General features: G+C 49.8%; 8 protein-coding genes. 2 read left to right on the plus strand and 6 right to left on the minus strand.

The features are described 5' to 3' along the window. Positions 1-271: 271 nt before the first annotated feature. Together AACZ40_RS00105 and AACZ40_RS00110 are read left to right on the plus strand one after the other, a co-directional pair. The gene (locus AACZ40_RS00105; protein ID WP_339672603.1) at positions 272-3,649 is read left to right on the plus strand and encodes a hypothetical protein; all 3,378 of its coding nucleotides are present in this window, start codon (positions 272-274) and stop codon (positions 3,647-3,649) included. Continuing rightward, a complete protein-coding gene (locus AACZ40_RS00110) occupies positions 3,646-10,305 on the plus strand; it encodes a hypothetical protein (protein ID WP_291175290.1) in 6,660 nt (2,219 codons plus the stop codon). The genes AACZ40_RS00105 and AACZ40_RS00110 overlap by 4 nt, the downstream gene beginning before the upstream one ends. Before the next feature lie 200 nt (positions 10,306-10,505). On the opposite strand, the gene AACZ40_RS00115 is transcribed toward AACZ40_RS00110, so the two are convergent. The 6 genes from AACZ40_RS00115 to AACZ40_RS00140 all read right to left on the minus strand — a co-directional run bounded on the left by AACZ40_RS00115 (position 10,506) and on the right by AACZ40_RS00140 (position 19,562). Beyond that, complete coding sequence (locus AACZ40_RS00115; RefSeq protein WP_291175288.1) at positions 10,506-12,491, minus strand: PDZ domain-containing protein; 1,986 nt, start codon at positions 12,489-12,491, stop codon at positions 10,506-10,508. Between the two features lie 22 nt (positions 12,492-12,513). Continuing rightward, complete coding sequence (locus AACZ40_RS00120) at positions 12,514-13,500, minus strand: S1C family serine protease (RefSeq protein ID WP_291175285.1); 987 nt, start codon at positions 13,498-13,500, stop codon at positions 12,514-12,516. 88 nt (positions 13,501-13,588) lie between these two features. After that, positions 13,589-15,340 carry a trypsin-like peptidase domain-containing protein gene (locus AACZ40_RS00125; RefSeq protein ID WP_291175282.1) on the minus strand — a complete coding sequence of 584 codons (1,752 nt, stop codon included), beginning with the start codon at positions 15,338-15,340 and terminating at the stop codon, positions 13,589-13,591. 73 nt (positions 15,341-15,413) lie between these two features. After that, the gene (locus AACZ40_RS00130) at positions 15,414-16,580 is read right to left on the minus strand and encodes an NPCBM/NEW2 domain-containing protein (RefSeq protein ID WP_291175279.1); all 1,167 of its coding nucleotides are present in this window, start codon (positions 16,578-16,580) and stop codon (positions 15,414-15,416) included. 58 nt (positions 16,581-16,638) lie between these two features. Beyond that, a complete protein-coding gene (locus AACZ40_RS00135; protein WP_291175276.1) occupies positions 16,639-17,781 on the minus strand; it encodes a hypothetical protein in 1,143 nt (380 codons plus the stop codon). A 41-nt stretch (positions 17,782-17,822) separates the two neighbouring features. Further along, entirely contained in the window at positions 17,823-19,562 is a 1,740-nt protein-coding gene (locus tag AACZ40_RS00140) for a hypothetical protein (RefSeq protein ID WP_291175274.1), read from the minus strand. Positions 19,563-19,719: the final 157 nt, after the last annotated feature.

Below are 19,719 nucleotides of genomic sequence, written 5' to 3' on the forward strand. Positions count from 1 at the left end.
TCACCTTCGAGATTCGTTCTTTAATGTGCCCAAAATACGACGTATGATAGAAGCAGTGATAATTAACACAGACAGGGTCGGGTTATATACATAAGGATATGGTTATGGTTTGAGTCTGTCAGGAAACTGTCAGTGATGAGTTCGAATCACTTTGCTCGGGACCAGTCCGGTGATCGAATTCTCTCAGAGGTTAGCTGTTCCCTAAGACCGGGTTCTATTAACAATTATGTCATATCTTGCACGTTTCATCTCAGTCTCACTGGGATTGTTCTTGCTGTCTGTTTTCTGCGTGGGAGGTACGTGTGACTCCCTTTACGCCCAGTCAACTCAACCTGGGCAAAACAGTCTGCAGTCAGGCGGCGATCGAAAGAACGAATTACCGGTAACTCCAGACAAGGCGACTCAACCTGCGGGAAGTGGTACTGTTATCGTTCCTCAGCCAGCAGAGACCGCCCCCGGACAGAAGACAGATGGCACAGCTCAGGGTTCCGCGAAACAGGATGTGTATATCAAAGGGGATGATGGTCAGTTTTTCCCGCTACCGAATCTCAGCCTGAATCAGATTCTGGAATACCTCAAACAGAAACAGGAAAGCCAGGTGGATCGCTCACCAGCGTATGCTGTTTCTTCCATTTCGCTTGAGGGAACCATTAAAGATGATCGTGCGGTTCTCGATGTGCGGATTGTGGTATTGATCAATGAAGAAAAGCAGTGGATCCGCGTTCCCATCAAACTGAATGAATCGATCTTTCTCAAAACCAGTTACAAAGGGCAGGGGGAATCCAGTCCGGGGGGCTTTAATCGGACCGAAGGTTATCTCTGGTGGTTTCAGGGCAAAGGTACTCACGAACTGAATCTGACTGTGAGTGTTTCACTCAAACAGCAGCTGCCCTCGCGCCGTCTGCAACTCGTATTACCACAGACGGCAGTCAGTAATCTCAAACTGACGATTCCGCTGCCCCAGATCAGTCTGGAAGTGCCAACCGGAGTTGCCGTTTCCAAAAAAGCAGTCTCAGACGATCAGAGCCTGGTTGAGATGTTCGGACTGGGGGATCAGCTGGATCTTTCCTGGCAGCCTATTCCTGATGAGAAGAAAGTCGAAACGGTTCTCCAGGCTGAGACTCTGTTGACGACCGATTTTACCACCGACTCCGTGCTGCTCAATGCTTCCCAGTCGATCAAAGCTTTAACCGGCAGCTTTCAGACTGTGCAGGTCAAGTTACCTCAGTCGTTCCGATTGCTGGATGTCAAGTGCGAAGGTTATAAGAGTCATCAGTTGCTCAAGGATAACATCGTTGATGTTTCATTGATCGAACCCACGGTCGGGCCGATCGAACTGCAGTGGACTCTGGAACGGGATTTTCCCGAAGAGAAGGGAGAGTTTCTGATAGACGGTTTTGAGGTGAGTCGTGCCAAGCGTCAGACCGGGTTGATCGATATTCAGACGCTGGACGGCTATCGCATTTTTCGAACAGAAGGTCAGAATCGATCCGTGTATCAGATTAAAGCAAACCAGAAAGATCTGGACAGTTCTTATCGCTTTCTGAATCAGCCGTTTCAACTGCCTTTGAATATTGAACGGGTCAAACCCTATTTTTCTGCCAGACCTTTTTATCTGGTACAGATGTTTGGCAACCGGGCCGAGCTGGAAGCCCGGGTCCAGATCAATGTCTTTCAGGGTGCCCTCGATCAGGTATCTCTCAACTGGCCTGATCGGGTCAAAGAGGGTTGGGAACTGGAACTGATGCAGGAACCATCGTTAACCGAAGCGATCGAGATTAATCAATCACAGCCGGGGCGTATCAATATCAACCTGCTGAAACGTTCCAAAGGTGAATTTGAAATCACATTCCGCGCACGTCGTCCGGTGATCGCGGATCAGGAGCCTTTTAACTTTACCCTGCCGGAAATCAAAGCGCCCAGCCTGTCACCGACATCCCTGGTCATGGTCAATGATACCAACGTGGTGACAGATCTGACCCCCGCACCCAAAACGCAGGTTCTTACGACACCAGTGGCGCAAGGGGGGAAATTGACCCTGCCTGCCGAAGTTTTAAACCTGCGTAAAAACGAATACCAGATTCAACCAGGTCCCAACGAGTTTTCGGCAGTCGTTTCCATTCATAGTCAGGAAATTATTGCCACCAGCTCGGCGCTACTGGAAATTGAAAGTGCCGAGATGCGGGTAGAACAGGAGATTCAGTATCAGATTGAATATGAGCCGCTGTCTGAAGTTAGATTACGGGTTCCTTTGGAATTAAAAAATCGAGTGAATTTTTATCTGGATAATGAACAGAACCCACTGGTACCTACCTGGACTTCTGATGAAGCTGATCCTGTGCAGAATGCCCGGCTCTCTCTGCGCAGTAAAAAACTGGGTTCGGTGAAAATTACTGCTGTCTACCTGTTGCCCCAGAATTCTCCCGATGAACTCCATGTGCCCCTGATTCGTTCCGACGATGTACCTTTTACCGAAAGCCAGTTTGAACTGTCGCTGATGGATGATGAAGATGCGCAGTATCTGGAAATCGAAAGTCTGGATGCAGCATGGCAGCAGCAACTGGCGATGAATAATAATGCCTTCTGGCGCGCCATCGATCCGAAAGCGGACATCAGTCTCAAGTTGAATAAGAACGAATCCGGTTCCCTGTTTGCCTATTCAATCAGTCAGGCCTGGATTCAGTGCAGCCTGGATTTGACCGGTTCCTATCAGGCACGGGCTCAGTATGAATTCCCGGTTTCCCCGCGCACGTTAACTTTTCGCATGCCGGAAAATGCAGCCATTAAAATCGATGATATCTGGTGGAATGACCAGCGTGTGACCGGCAGTCTGCAACTGGGTAAGTCTCAGGAATATCAACTCATTTTGCCCTCTCCCAAAGAAAAGGAAAATGAACAGAATATCCTGACGATCGACTATGGTTCTACAAAACATCAGCGAGATTCGCAGTTTCAGCCCATGACGGTGGCCGCTGTGGAATTTGCCGATAATCTGTGGATCGAAAAGACGATGTGGAAAATCAGTCTGCCTAACAATCAGCATCTGCTTACCATCCCGCTGGGATTTACCCCTCAGTTCCGCTGGGAAAATCAGGGTGTATTCTGGTCTCGCCAGTTCTATGGCCAGGATGAACTGCCGCTGGCACTTAAAAATGCACCGCCTGAGTCTGATGAATTTCTTGGCGTAAACGATTATCAGTTCTATCGACTGGGACCGGCGACATCCTTGCAGTTTCGGGCGCTGTCCCGATCGATGATCGTCTTCATCGGCGCGGGAACAGCATTACTGCTGGGATTCATTTTAATGAGTATCTCGGCTCTGCGGAGTGCGTTGGTCCTGCTGCTGATGATTACTGCCGTCTCTGCTGTGGCGCTGTGGTATACTGCTCCGGTAGAAGTACTTCTGCAGCCTGCTGTATTTGGCTTGATTCTCGCTGTGGTCGCATCGATGATTAACGGGACATCCAGAAAACATCGAGAAGCGAAACTGTTGACCATGTCTGCACCCAGCGATTTCATTCCTCCTCCGTCCATTTCAGAACGAATCCGACCCTCGGAAGTGGATCCTGAAGATATCACGGCAGTCCGGCCCGGATCCGAAGTGGTCGAAAAACCGGTCTCGTCTTCAGAAGCCGGGGCGAATCGATGATTGGGTATCGAGTCCCCGGCTGTTTCCAGACCGCTTTGATCTGCGGACTTGGTCTCTGGTTTTCGTGGCTCGGCTGTCTGTTCCCCTCAGCCACAGCCACTGCTGCCGACAATCAGGTCTGGGAGCTCTCTCCCACGCTGCGGATTGAAGAAACAAGGGTTTCCGGCAGCGATCTATCCAGCTGGCCTGAAGGAAACTGGTTTCCAGTTCCCCTGAAAAAGTATCAGTCGCTGAAAAAAGCGGCCCTGGTCAAGAAGAACACGCCCCCCAATTCCTGGATTCAGGAAGCGACATATACCGCCACGTTGAAAGGTGATCAACTGGTGGATGGGAAACTGAATTATGTCATGCACTGCTCCCGCAGTGAACGCGGATTTATTGATCTTTCCCAGTTAAATCTGGCGGTGCATGAATTGAAATGGGGCAACCAGGATGCCGTCTGGGGACTGGCACCAGATCAGAAATCGCTCCTGCTGGTCGATCATTTTGATGAAGCACTCACCGGGCAATGGAGTCTGAAAGGTCGGCAACTTCCCCAGAGAACGGAATTCACGTTTCAGCTTCCTGAAACAGTCGTCTCTCGAGTACAACTGAAGCTGCCACGGGGGATGTTTTTAACGACCTCGGTCGGCTACGTGACTGGTCCCCGACCGAGCGAAGACTCGCAATTTGATCTCTGGCAGATCGAACTGGGCGGGCAGTCTCAGTTTCAGGCAATTATTCACCAGGCGGAAAAAATCAAAAATGCGCCGACCCAAATACTCTATCATCAGTTTGCCCAGGCGGGGATCCGTGAAGATGGTCTACGCTTGAGAGAAGACTTCCAGATCGAAGTGCTCAACACGCCAGTTCAGAAACTGGTATTTTCTGCTCCTGCGGAATACGACATTTACTCCGTGACACTGGGAAACGATCTGGCTTTGCCGTTTGAGTTACAGAAAACCAGCGAGCAAACGCTGATGACCGTCGATTTGATCGACCCTCTCATCGGCATCAGTCGCCCGTTAACGGTCCGGGCGCTGGCGTCACCTTCTCTGGATTCTGCGATAATCATCCCCCGGCTCAAACTGCAGCAGGCACATTTTCTTGGTGGAACCATTCACCTGGATATTTCATCGCCTCTGGAGACGCATGCCATCAGCTTCACGGACTTGAGACAGACGGGGGTACTGATTCAGGAAGAGCAGGGAGAAGCCTACGACTTCAAACAGTATGCACCCGATGCCCGGCTGGTTTACCGGCTGTCATTGCCGGACTTGAATCTTTCTGCCCGCGTACACAGTCTGATCCAGGTAGAAGAGAAGGCCTGGAAACTGACTTCCCGAATACACTGGTCGTCTGCCGCAGGTTCCACGTATCGACTGGAATCAATGATACCCTCCGGCTGGGAAATTACTCAGGTCAGCAGTCCGGCGGAGACGAATTCCGCAGCCATTGTCTGGGATGTCGAACAAAGCGATCAGCAGCAGAAACTGAGTATCCGCTTACCGGTATCGGTTTCGCCCGAGGCCCCTTTTGTTCTGGAAATCCAGGCTCGCCGACTGGTTCCTGTTTCCAATCGACAGATCGAACTGGCTGGTATCAGGCCACTGGGGTGCAGCAGCGTCGATCGAATTCTGGAACTGTCCACGCCAAATCAGCTGGCACTGCAATTTGATCCTGATAAAGAAGTGGAAGACCTGACAGCCAGTGAACTACCTAAAAGCTGGAAGTTTCCTGCTGTCAGACAGGAGAACTCCAGGTTCTTTCACCTCTCACCCTATTCCGGAGCCCGCTGGGGAACCCTCAGACAGTCCAGCATGGAACAGACTTTCCAGGTGAATGCGAGCACTTTCCTGGCTCTGAATAATGATTTGATTCAGGAAAATTACATTCTGAACTGTGTGCCGCCAGCCAGAGGCATTCAGCGTGTCATGGTTTACCTGTCAGAAGAAGGAAAGCCACTGGAATGGACTCTTCCTTCAGACAGTAGCCTGCAGGCGAAGCTTAAAATACAAAAACTACCGGTTTCTGAACATCAGAAGTGGTATCTTCCCAATCTAGGAGAACTCTGGGAGCTTTCGTTCCCGGCTCCTGTTTTCAAAGAACTGGAAATTCGGGGAGAACGTAACAGACCATTCCAGAAAACAGTCCGGGCTGCACTGGTTTTTGCGCCTCAGGCACAACCCTTTCAGGGAATCGTGCGGGTACTGAATTCCAACGAGCTCAATTTGAGAATGAAGACGGAAGGGCTCCTGCTTCCACCAGACATTCAAGACAGATCCCGTTTTCCCCGGAATCAACGCAATTATGAATGGGAATATCAGCAGCCGCTGGGGGCATTAACGATCACCCGCTCTTCTGAAATGCCTGAAAACAGCCTGGATCAGGGAACGGCTACAGTCAGCATTCATTCTCATTTCGGGCACGGCAATGGTGAACCGGATGTGCACGAAGCAGCCATCGCGCTTGATCTCTCCAAAACATTTGATGACAAATTCCTCTTTCGTTTACCGCGAGAAGTGAAACTGATTTCGACGACAGTCAACGGCAGGCGGGTGACTCCTCTTGAAGTGGACAAGCAGTATCTGATTCCCTTGTTTGACCAGTTGGACAGTTACCAGATTACGATTCAGTATCAGACCACCTCCAGTGCTGATTTCCTGACGACAACGCGGCAGATACCTTTTCCCCAGATCAGCCAGCGTGTTCTGGAAACAGAATGGAAGTTTGTGCTTCCAGCGGGAGTTCAACTGATGGAAGGGCCGCTGAATATGGTATTGCAGCAGTCCCTGCCCGCTGAATCACTCACACGTCGCTTTCTGGGTGTCCTGGGGAAACCGAATCAAAATGCGGGTGTAAACCGTTCAGAATGGGATGCCATTGTTTTATTTCCTGTGAAGTCAGGTGTTTTAGAAATTGCGAATGCGGGGAATATCCGTCTGTTTTCCTGGGTCATCCTCCTGGTAACAGTCACCATTGGTCTGATGCTGCGAATCTGGAGTGTGAAACACCGCGACAAGATTTGCATCATGGGAATTCTGATCTCAATGATCCTTTCCTGGGTCTTTCCGTTTGTCTGGGCTGAGATCTCCGGCAGCTGTCTGGCCGGAATTCTCATTGTTCTGCTGATTCCCCGCCGGTTTCTCAGGCAGGAAGTCCAGCGACAGATCGAAGATGAAAGCACCAAAGCCTATCAGCACTCTCTTTCTTCAGTGTCTATGACAGCGCGAATATTGCTGGCAGGTGTCCTGGGAATCACCGCGACAGGATATGCACAAAACTCACCAGTGCTGAATCTTCCCGCAGAAGGAAATCAGTCGGTAGCTGTTCAGACTGAATATGTCCTGTTACCAGACAGTTCCCGTACTGGTTCAGAATCATTCGCCTATCTGACCCCCGGTTTACTTCAGGTTCTGGAAGAATTTGTAGCGGATCCAGAACCGCCGGCGTATCTGATTACTTCAGCAGAATATGCAGGCGATATTCGTGATAATCAGTTGCTGACAGTGAATGCTGATTTTCGAGTAAAAATCCCTGTTACCAGGACGTCCTCGGTGATTCAGTTGCCCATCAATGGGGGGAATCTCAGCGGGCCGGATTCCTGTCGTGTCGATGGCAAGGTAATCCCGGTATTACTGTCTGCCGACGGTCAGAGTATTCTGGTGAATGTCAGTAATGAATTGGCTCACAGCCCCCGCGCGTCATCAGATCCAAATGGTCCTCTGGAAGCACGAAAACCGGTATTCGATCATTCTTATCAGGAGCATCACATCGAACTGGTTCTGCATCCTGCAGTAAAAATCAGTCCCGGCAGCGGTCAGTTTGAACTCTCGATTCCACCTCTGGCTACAAACCATTTCTCGTTTGATTTCCACGATGCCGTTCAACTTGTAGAACTTTCAGAAAGTGCGGGTAGTTCCCGATATCAGTTGTCGGGACAGAAGCATTTTTCGACGTACCTGAAAGAGACTTCTCAGTTAAAAGTAAAATGGTTTATGGGGCAAAGTTCTCAGGTCAGTCCCCTTAATCTCGAAGCAGGCGTCCTCATCAATGCTGACGTATCTTCCTCAATGACGCGCCTGGATGTGCAGGTGAAATACAATGTATTAAATGGAAAGGTTGATTATCTATCCTGGAAACTGCCTGCCGGAATGATTGTCCGCAGTGTCAAGTCGCCCGGGATTTCGATCATTCCTGCTCTGCATCCCACCGCCGATCATCAATCTGAAAATCTGCTTCTGGAATTATCAGAATCCAAGTCAGGTGAATTTCTAATCAATGCCGTTTTCGAATTTCCTGCCGACGACTCCCTGCAGGAAGTCACGATTCCGCCTGTCTATTTTGGATCGGATCATCTGGAAACCCAGAGTGCAACGATCAAAATTACATCTCAACAGATCGGTGTGCGGACGGGGCCCGAATTCGAAATAGAGCAGTCGGGGACATTACCGGAAGGTGTAACTTCGATCTCTGCCAAAGCACCGGGTCGTCAGCCAGAGGATAATATACTCAAGTCGGCCACACTTTTATTTCAAATGGCTCAACCTGCACCCATCTCTTTGAACCTGAAGTCTAAAAATCCCGATCGCTCTGCTCGAGTCAGCCAGTCTCTGGTGGTGAATCAGAAGAGTATCGACTGGACCTTTTCCGCAGAATTGCGAATCAGTCAGGCACCCGCTTTTCGACATATCCTGACAGTCCCGGCGGCACTCCGGATCGAATCGCTTTCAGTAAAAGAAGAAGATGTAGAGCGGTTGGCACACTGGCATCGCGCTGGAAATCAGATCACATTGTTTCTGAAAAATAAAACGTCGGGATTGCAGGATCTGACATTGAAGGGATGGTTACCCGTCCGCAGCATGGGAGATTTGAAGATACCGGGGATTCAGATAGAACAGACCCGGACTGAAGATTCTCAATTAACTCTACATCAGAAACCACAGCTCGAAGTGAAATTGACCTCACCCGAATTTCGTCGGGTTCAGGACGATACGGCTCAACCATCTTCCGTTGAGCATCTGACATTCGTCGGTCGGTTTCAGGCGACCGATTCAAAGAGTAATGTGATCGAACTTTCAATTAAACCACACAATATGCTGATTTCTGCAGATTCTCTAACGATGGTGGATGTGCTCGAAGATCAGAAGATCGAAGTGACGCAAACATTACGGTTTACGATTCCAGATCCGGAAATGCAGATCACCCTGTTGATTCCCCAGGAGTATACTGAGAATTATACAATCGACGGCATGCCCTTCGAATTGGCAGGCCAGTCGCCAGAGGGATCTCTGCTGGTTCATTTACTGCCACCAGACTCCAGAACAAAAGAAAAAAGTATTTCTGTAAGATCGACCGTGTTGAAGCCGGCCCAGGAACTGGTGATTGCGCCTGTCACTCTAGAAAATTCCAAAATTCAAAAGCATTATCTTCTGTTATCTTCCCAGCTCGAATTTCAACTCTCCGATAAAAAGAAACGAAAAACGATTCAGCCGGAAAAGGTTCCGGACTGGGTTCAGGCTCGCTGCGATATCTCTCCCGATTTCAGTAGAGAACGTGTTTATTCTGGCAATAACAGACCCTGGAAATTGAATTCGACATTGAGTGATACAACTGTGGTAAGCGAAGAATTCATTCCCTACATGGAATCAGAAATCATCCTGAGCAATCCGGAAGTCATTCATGGCCTGACGCAGATTAAACTGTTCAATCAGACCAGTCGTTCGCTGAAACTGAGCTGGCCTGCGAAAACCAAGCTGATGGCGGTTTTGATCAATGGTGAAAATGACACGACGCTTGAGCAGAAAGACGGCGCCCTCTCGATTCCCTTGAACGGGGGGCCGAAATTTTATGAACTGACCCTCTTCTGGGAGTCTTACCAGATTGAACACGAATATTTTCTGGAAAAGGCCTGGTTGCAGTTACCTCAACCAGTAAATTTCCCACTGACTCATAATTTAGTTCAAATCGTATCCTCAAATCACCATCGAACGTTTCTCTCCCAGGAAGTAACACCTTTTACTTATTTTGCCGATCAACTGGAAGCAGAACTCAAGGTTGCCGAAGTGGAGCTGGAACTGGCAGATCAGAGTAATGTTTCACAATCGACCTGGCAGGCAATTCTGAAATCGCTCAAGCATCTGGAAATGATTGTGGCTGATCCTGATCTGAATCGGCAGGGGATCAGTGAGACATTGAATCGCTTTGCGGCTTTAAAAGATCGCGTCTTTGTTTTCAAACAATATGTCAGATCCGGTGACGACGAGATATTGCCAACGCCTTCATTTTTCGCCCAATTCCATCAGAAACTAAAACCGGTTGCACAACAGAAAATTCATTATTTCTCCAAGGCAGGGAGTTTTGATCCCGAAGAAGAATTACTCTCAGCATGGATTATGCCTGACCTTTACCTGAATCTGCTGTTGGCTGCGATTGGTCTTATCGTTTTACTTCCGATTCTGGGTAAAATGGTGCAAGCACGGTCTGCAGACTGGCTTAATACGCATCCTGCTTTTGCTCTGCTGTTACTGGGGGTGATCTGGCTGTTGTTTTTCTCACCCGAACTGATTGGACTGATTATTATCGCCATTTCAGTCGTCATGGCAGTCAGACAAAAGCAGGAGATATCGAATGGGGATCAGCAGTCAGTAATGAGCACTCCCGCCAGTCAGGAGTAGCGATGTGCCTGCGGTTTTGCAGATCGACAGGCACAGTAATCAGCTGGCGCGGGATTCAATGAATGTAGAAAATGCAGGGTGCTGTCTGGGGATCTGGACTGTGCCTCGTTTTACTGTGGCGGGCGTCCCCAGGGTCATCTGGCCCGAGCATAATAGATTGGGAGATGCTATGGTTAAATGTGACTTGCTATAAATGATGCTCAAATCCGGTCCAGGCTGTCTGCCCAGCGTCCGATTGCTTCCAGTCTCGTTTTATCCAGATACTGTCCCGCCGGATCCTCTTTTTTGATCAGCTCAAAGACCGTAGGGTAGTTCATTTCTCGAATCGCTTCGATCTGTGGTTGCAGTAACTGATTCAGCGGGTTGGCTGCATTCAATACGAAATACAGGCTTAGGGGATAGTCAGGATCAGTCTCCGGTGGTTTATTGTTGAGCGTGGCTTCAGAAACAGCGACACCACGAAACAGCTCTCGATATTTAAAGGCCAGATCGAATGCAAATTCGCTTCCATCGCCATGACTGAGCAGGAAGATTCTGGTGTTATCAATCTGGTATCGCTTCCGCATCGACTCCACTACTTCTTTAACAAATTCCGTCTCATCCCGGTTCCAGCGGATTACATCTTCTGCTGCGGGGCCGACGATAATAATCCCCCGTTGCTCACAAATACTCTTCCACTCATTAAAAATCGTTGATTCCATGGTATTACCCGGCGGATGAATCCAGACCATCAAACCGTATTCATAATCCGGGTTGTAATTCTCAGGGATATAAGCCCAGTAAGTAGATTCAGAACCGGGTAGTTCTTCTTTGAGATGTCCTGTTTTGATTTTGTCTTTCTGGTTTTCAGCAGCGGTGCGGGAAGGCAGCGCCTGTGTGGGCAGTTCCGCTTCCACTGTATGGGGAGGGGACTGTAATATGACTTTGACTGTCTGCTGTTTTTGATCTCGTGAGATCAAAAGTTCGGCTGTTTCTTCCGGACGCAAATGATTCACCAGCAGAGCCAGTGCGCCGGGATCTGATACTTTCTGCTGATTGAATTCCAGAATGCGGTCCCCGGACTTGAGACCGGCTTCCTCAGCCGCTGATTTCGAAAAAATAAACCGGATGCCGACACCTGCTTCTACCTGATTGATCGCTGTTCGCTGTGGGAGGATTCCCAGGAATCCTGATTCAAACGGCACCAGTTTTTCTACCATGGTCGCTTTAAATGAGAGTGGTTCCGCTGCGCCTTCTCTTTTGACTACCAGGCTGACAGCATCTCCCGCGTATTTATTCATCAGAACCTGTTTTACCTGGGAATGCATGGCCACCGCATTACCATCCAGCTGAGTGAGTGTGTCTCCCGCTTTGACGCCCGCTTCCTGGGCGGGACTGCCATAGCGGACACGGTCAAGCTTCATGTCGGTAGACAGGTCGCCTTGACCGGTTAAGGTGATTCCCAGCAGACCCGGATAAAGATCTTTACCCGTATTGAGGCGGGGAATGACCTTAAGCACATCCGACATCGGAATTGCAAACCCGATTCCCGAGTCATACCATTCCACGCCCGCCGTTTCTGCTGATGCCCCGGGAGAGAGCGGGACCAGAATACCCATCACGCGGCCATTGATATCCACCAGGGGGCCGCCGTAGTTGACTGGAGAAATCTTCGCATCAGTCTGAATCGCTTTTCCCCAGATCCGTTCCAGCGCACTTACGATTCCCACGGAAATACTGGGTTGATCCAGTTCAAAAGTACGTCCCAATGCAATCGACCACATGCCGACCTGGATTTCACTCTCCGGAATTGCGAGCGGAACGGGCAGGTTTTGCGCGTCAATTTTCAGCAGTGTCAGCATCTTCAGATGGTCTGTGGCGACATTCTGAGCCGGAAAACGACGGCCATCGGGCAACGTGACCAGGATCGAAGAGGGTTTGCCGATAAAATTAAAGGCGCTGGAAATAATCAGGCCGTCACGGCTGACAATCACTCCGGAAGTCGGGCCGGTTCCGGTGATGAGCTTGCCGACCCGATCCTGCCCTCCGACAGTTTCAATACGGACGATGGAGGGGTTTACAAAAGCGGCCGCCTGTTTGAAGGCACGTTCTTCCAGAATTTCCAGATGAGGGGCCTGAGCCTGGATTATTTCAACAGAACCAGACAATGCCAGCAATAACGTCAGTAAACGAAAAAGATTGCTCATGATGGTTTCGATGCTGTGGTGATTATTTATTTTCAGGGGGAACCTGAAATTCAATCGAGATAAGTTGATTATTGCGGCGAACGACCAGACGCAGTAAATCGCCGGATTCCAGCTGGCCGAGTTCGGTATTCAGTGTTTTGCAGGAATTGATCAGTTCATCATTCACAAACACCACAAGATCATCAGGCTGTAATCCCGCTTTTGCAACCAGTGAATCGGGTAGAACCCTGTCGATATAAGCGGGGGTACGGTAAAGCACATCTGGCACCATCACCAGACCAAAGTCAACCGGACGGTAACGCTGGGGCGCATCCATTTCGGGTTTCTTCTGATCTTCACTGGAATCAAATTTGCCGGTGATAATCTGCTCGATACTTTTGCTCAGCACGTCGATGGGCAGGGAGTAGTTAACCCACGTATTCGTTTTGGCATTCCGGACCTGTTTGCCGATCATACCCAGCAGCTTGCCATCGTAGGTGAGCAATGCCCCGCCGGCGGCGCCCGGATTATTGGTAATCGCATCCACTACGTAAACATCGCCTGAATACGAGAGTTCAAAGGCACCTCTGCGGCGTGGTAATTCTGTACGTGCTTCAATAACGCCATGCAGCACGGATACCGGTTCATCACCCGTAGCGACTTTAAACATGTTACTGAAGCCCAGGATCCGTGTACCCGGACCTGCTGTGACTTTTTCTTTATAATCAAAACAGGGCAGGTTTAATTCCCGTTCCGATTTCAACTTGATAATGGCCAGGTCCAGGTGTGGTTCAGCTCCCAGAACTTCAGCTTCAAACTTCCGTCCATCATGCAGGACGACTGACAGGCGATCGGTATCGAGAACGGGGCTCCAGATTGTGGCGATATGTCCTTGGGGAGAAACGAGAAAGCCGGTACTGTAACCATACAGGTTTTTAACTCCGCCGGCGCCAAAAATTTTCACCAGCCGGGGCAGGGCATACTCTATCGTTGATTGCGAAGAAGCAGAGACGCTTTTCACAGCTGACATCAGCAACCCTGTCACGCACAACAGGAACAGAACAGGTTTTACTACTTTGCTTTGAATCACTGAAGATCTGCTTTCATACGGTCCGGTGCTATTTTTTTGTGTTCTCAGGCGTTTCCAGCTTGAGGCGTTCAATTTTCAGTTTCATCACAGGTCGGCTGCCATGTCGTACATCCAGTTCACCGGGAAACTTCTGGCCATTGAGAGTCTGAAACTGTTCGAAGCGGATTGCACAGACTTCCGCATTTTCTGTCAGGTAAAAATCCAGTCCCCGCAGAGACAGGTCGGATTTATTGAAATACCAGCGGGAGATCGTACCGGTCTGAGTTGCAATCAGCACATCAACCATCTCGTTGGTCCCGTCCAGTCGTTCGCTGCCCAGGTAATAAAAATCAGTAAATCGCTCTGACTGTCCGGAGAGTAACAGTCGGAAGTGATGCAGTGCGGCCAGCAAACCACCCGTGCCCGGAGGCTCATCGACGAATGTGTCTGTTTCCAGTGACTGCAGAAAGATATCCTTGCCGACTTCAAACCCGACGCCTTTGTCTGCGAGAGTAAGAGTGAAATCCGTTTCATCAGCCAGTTTTCCGGTCAGCGTCCAGGTTCCGGTTCGATCAGAGAAATTACTCGTCGCGCTTAAGGCCTGCAGCAGTCGTTCCTGCTGTTGCTGATTGAAATAGTAATTGGCAAATCCGGTTTTCGGCACATACAGATGCTTATATTTTTCTGGTGGTTCGGGAGCCGCTTTCGCGTGGGGATTGGGCATGGGCAGGCGGGGTTTTTCGTCACCCGGTTCAGGCGATTTTTCTGGAATCAGCTGTTTCTGTCCTGCCTGTTCCTGCAGTTCGGAGGCTGTATGCAGTGACTGCAGCCTGACGTAAATCGTCTGCTTTTTCTCATCCCGCCGATATACCAGCGGTAATGTCCAGCCTGCAGGATAGATGCCCAGAATATTTTTAAACTGGTTCACGCTGCGGATGGGGCGACCTGCAAAGGAAACGATTTCATCCCCCAGTCTCAAACCTTTTCGATAAGCGTCTGATTCTTCGAGGATTTCAGCCACATTGACATGCGAATCAAAGCCGGTGGTGACGGTGGCTCCCAGCGATGCATGGTCGACAATACGACCACTCTTCAGATGATCCCAGAAGTGTTTGATCTGGTTAATGGAAATCGCATAGCCGGCTCCTGAGTTGACCCGGCCCCGTTTTTCAAAAGAGCCGCGTCCGTTGATTCCGATCAGTTCCCCACGATCATTAAACAGGGGGCCTCCCGAGTTACCCGGATTGATGGAGGAGTCGACCTGGATGCAGTCCGTGTATTCGAGAAATGTGCCAGCCGGATACTGATATCGGTGAACGCCACTGACGATGCCGTAGGTGATCGTCGGTTGAAAATCGGTCGCCAGGAGAAACGGATTTCCCATCGCGTAAGCCCAGTCACCCACCTGGACGGTATCACTGTCTCCCAGCCGGGCAGCAGGAAAATCGGTGCGGCCCAGCAGTTTGATCAAAGCCACATCACCAGTCGGGTCAATGCTGACGATGACTGCATCATACAGCTTGCCATCATTCAACCCGCACTTCATGAAGTTGCCGGCTCCCGATACGACGTGAAAATTGGTTAATGCATATCCGTCCGGTGTGACCAGCACACCCGAGCCTCCGCCATCACCGGCACCACCAAATATGGCAACCACAGAGGGAGAGACTTCTTTGATGACGTCAATTCGCTGCTTCTGAGCCGCCAGCACTGCAGGATCAACAGAAGACTCTGCTGAGAACACAGGCTGACTGATAAGGGTGCAGATCACTAATGGAACACAGATGAAAAATCTCTGCATCAAATTACCTTTAAACTTCCACGGCTCACTTCGAAACAGCCAGTCTGTTCCCGTTAAATGAACCGTCACTGAATTATTTAATAAAACGTGCTTCACAAAGATCGAGGTGATCGCAGATTTCCAGGTTGTCTCCAAAATCGACCAGGACCTCGAAATCACGGACGCCGCGAACATCCAGATTTAATTCCACCGGAGAATCTGAGCTCCGCACATTTCCCGAGTACAGAATGCGGCCATCACCCTTGATCTCAACATAGACAAATCCAATGCCGGGCACGGAATCATCGATCCCCATGATCGCGCGAAAATTCCGGTACTCGCCTTTCAGTCGATATTGAAGAAGTGTTTTGGAATGAATGTAAAGACCACGGGCATACTCTTTCCCGCCCACCCGCAGGGGGCCACCATCACGGTGTCTGTCTTTCCGATATTTCCAGACCGTATCAAAGAAAGGCGTGTATTCAATATTCGCTGGTTCCAGGTCAGAGAGATAACGCACCTTACCCTGGCTGAAATCCAGACTGGCAATCGATGGGGGGGCAAACCGGGCCTGGGCGCCTGCCTGCAAAGTGGCGATAAATTCGGTACCCGTAAAAGTAATCGCGGAAGCATTCAATACTCCCTCGTCTGTCAGTCGAATTGCACAGAAGGGGGAACCTTCCGGAGAGGGAGGCCGTGCGTAGATGACTCCGAAAACGCGACTGCGATTGACGGCGACTTCGTCTTCCCCGGTAAAAAACTGAATTTTATCTCCGGTAATCGAACCCACGACTCCATCGATGTAATCGAGGACATTCTCCTTTTGAACCACGAGCAGGTCTTTTGAATTTTCTCCGTTCAACAGTTTTTCCCAGGAGCCTCTGATATTGGAAGTCAGCGGTCCAAAGCGAATTGAGGCGACATTTATTGATGGCAGGACCAGCTCGCCCGTCTGGTCGCCGCTGACTTTAACCTGTCGTTCGTTGCTTTGCAGGCTTTGTATCGGAAAATGAGAGCCATCAGTCAGCCTGACTGTGACGGGCAGCTCAAGGCTGCGTTGAAAACGGTGTCTGGGAAATCGCATATTCAAAATATTGGACAGGGGAAGATCTTTCTCGGTCTGCCCCGCTTTGACTTTCGCGACTGTTTTGTTTAATGACTGCAGACTCCCGGTGGCACTTGCGCCACTGAGTGAAGTGACTTCAACTTCAGGAGCCACGGCCAGCAGCGTGGTCATTGAAACAAAAAACAGAACAGGCATTTAGTAAACTCCAGTAACTCAGCTGAACGATGAGTGAATTTAAAAGGATTTAATATCGTTATTTACCGGAACTGGCTTTTTCGGCAGCCAGCTTCTTGAAGTATTTTTCAATTGCTTTACGGTAATGGGATGGGAAATTACGGTTGATAATGTTTTTGGCAGAAGCCTGCTTTTTGGGTGGCAACTGGCCCCAGCCCCCATTGTTGGATAATTTTTTCTTGTCCACTTCTCCCGGTGCAGTCTCGCCTTTCACGCGGCTCTCATCAGAACCTGCGGCGGGAGTTTTGGAATTGCCTGCCCCCGAACCGGAAGCAGGGCTGTTTTTTGACTGGTCTTCCATTTTCTTGATCAGTTTATCCAGAGAGGCAATGATTTCGTCTTCGACCTGCTGGACTTTCTTTCCGGAATTACCGAGTTCGAGCCTGCGCTCCACATCACTCATCTTGCGGGAAATTTCATCCAGGCTTTCTTCTTTGAGTGATGCCAGATCTGCCTGCATCAGGACCGCGACCTGGGTAAAGCGTTCAGGAACGTCCTGGGTACGGTTCAGGAGTTGATCCAGAGTTTTTTCACAGGCTTCTTTCTGCAACAGGTGGTGTTCACAGACCGCTTTATAAAACAGGTACCCAGCCGGATCAATCAGGGGTTCCGGGTTGATGGAATTGAAGATTTCCAGAGCCGGGTCGACCAGTCTGAATTGTGTCAGATTGCGGGCGACAAAGTATCTCAGATTGGCAAGATAAAATGTTTCCGCTTTTCCTTCCATTAGCAGTGGATGGGTGGAAAACTGAGGAACTCTGTCTGAAAACTGGTTAGATTGAATCAGCTCTGCTGCTTGTGGATCGACGACTGAGAAGATGCGGATTGCCACGTTCAGCTTCTCTTCGGCAGATGAGGCGGATTCCAGTTTTACCAGTTGACTGGCCGTTGCTTTCAGTTGCGCCGGATCTTTTACTTTTTGATCGGCAACCCAGTTTTCCAGTTGAGATTTTAATTCTGCAGACGTCGGGGCAGCATATAGCACCGTGACCTCTGTCTCAGTTTGTTTCTCGGCTGGCTCTTTTAAGGGAAGAGGCACGGGAAGGGGAGTCTGCCCAAAGCTGAACGCAGGTAGTAGCAAGGTCAGCAGGATCAGGGCGAACACTCCCCGGCAGAGGAGAGTTGATCCTGTGGTGCGAGTTAAATTAATCCTGACTTGCATGGCGGTCTGTTACCTTTGTTCCCGCGATCTGGAAAAATCGCTTATTTGTTTTTGCCGGTTGCCAGTATATAAGTCGCATTTTGAATGCGGGTTTGTCGATTAGCCAGTTTCTGTAACTGTTCCTGGATGTCGGCCTGGTTGGCTCCCTCTTCCAATGCCAGTTTTTCAATTCGCCGGGTACGATTATTCACACGTAACTGCAATGACCGCAGCATTTTGATCTCTGCCAGCATGTCGATTAATGCCTGGTCTTCCGGGGAGCCCTGCTGTTGCTGTTGTTGCTGTTTCTTTTTCTCTTCGTCTGATTTATCCATTTCTTTCTGTAGCGCTTCAATCATTTCTTCCAGGGAACTGATGATGTCTTTTTCAATGCCCTGTGTCAGTTCATCCACCTGCACGCGATTCAGACGGTAACTTACATTTTGCACGTCTTCCCGGACTTCCGCCAGCGCTTCACTGAAGGCGACCGAAGACCCTTCATCCGTGATCAGCAGGATCGCTTTTTCAACCTCGAGCCCAATCAGGGATTCTTCACGGGACAGTTGCACAGCGCGGGCCGTATGACGGCTCGTGCGTTCCTTTTCGGGAACTTGACCGATGGAAAGGGTGCCGGCGTAAACACGATTCTGTTGCGCCAGAATCTTCTGCAAACGGGCTTCCATGGCAGCCAGCATCAGTTCACGTTCTTCTTCGCGTAACTGACGCAGCATTTCCTCGAGTTTTTCTTTGGCTTCCGTTAATTTTCGGATCGCATCATCCTGGTGACGGGAAGCAGCATCTTTCTGTTTTTTTTCCAGTTCTTCGATGGCCTTTTCCATTTCCTGGCGGGCCTGTTCGATCTGTTCCCGTCCCGGCGTCTTCTGCTGCTGTTGTTCCTGGGACTGCTGGTTTTCTCCCTCCTGGGATTTTCCCTGCTGGCCTTGCTGCTGCTGTTGTTGCGACTGCTGTTGCTGTTCTTGAGACTGCTGATCAGATTTCTGTCCTTCAGACCCTTTTTGATTGGGATCTGATTTGCCGTTTTCAGGCGGTTTGCCTTTCGACTCTGATTCGGAAGGTTTGCCGGATTCAGACTCTGATTTCGAATCGGACTTTCCCTCTTGATTCTTCTGGTCTTTCTGCTGGCCTTCCTGTTCCTTCTCAGATGATTTGGAATCGGAATCAGGCTTCTGGGAATCGTTTTTTTCGGCGTCCTGCTGTTCGATTTTGTCGACCAGTTTCTGGGCGTTCTCCTCAGCCTTCTGTTGTTTATCTTTGAGGTCCGCGGGATTTCCTCCCCGCTCAGTCGCCGCACGCACATCCCGTTCCTGCCCCATCAGTCGATTGACATCTTTGAGCAGATCCTGAATGCGTTGCTTCTCTTTCTCGACTTCACTCATGCGGTCTTCACTTTGAAGCAATGCGAGCAGATTCTGCATGTTTTTCAGCAGATTCTCCTGGCGTTCCACCGCATCTCCCAGTTGACCCTGATCGAGCATCTGCAGCACACGTTGCATTTCAACCGTCATCTGGTTCTGTTTGCTTTGACCAAAAGCACGAAACAGCAGGTCCGCGCGTGCAGGATCTGTCTTTTTCATGTATTCGCCAAGATCATGCAATGTTGATTCAAATCGTTTGAACTGCTGCGTGATTGCTTCCTGTTTGTCGGACAGGTTGCTTTTTTTTACCTCCGGGGCAGCAGCGTCTTCCGTAGCCCCGGGTTGCTGTGCCTGGCTGATGTTCTGATTCAGCAGGCAGCCTAAGAGCGAAAGCATCAGAACGAAAGTCCCTGGACGATTCCACATCAGTGTTATTTCTGCCAAAGTTTTCATAGTGATCTCAGAACGGTTGAGGAAGGGGAAGCGTCAGTTGCATGGACGTCTATCTGTGCGGCGCGCAAAGATTTAAACGCGTTAATTATTATATCACGTAAAGGACGAGGATCGAAGCGTGTTTTTGTGT

It is taken from the genome of uncultured Gimesia sp. (assembly GCF_963972345.1).
In the GTDB taxonomy this organism is placed as follows: domain Bacteria; phylum Planctomycetota; class Planctomycetia; order Planctomycetales; family Planctomycetaceae; genus Gimesia.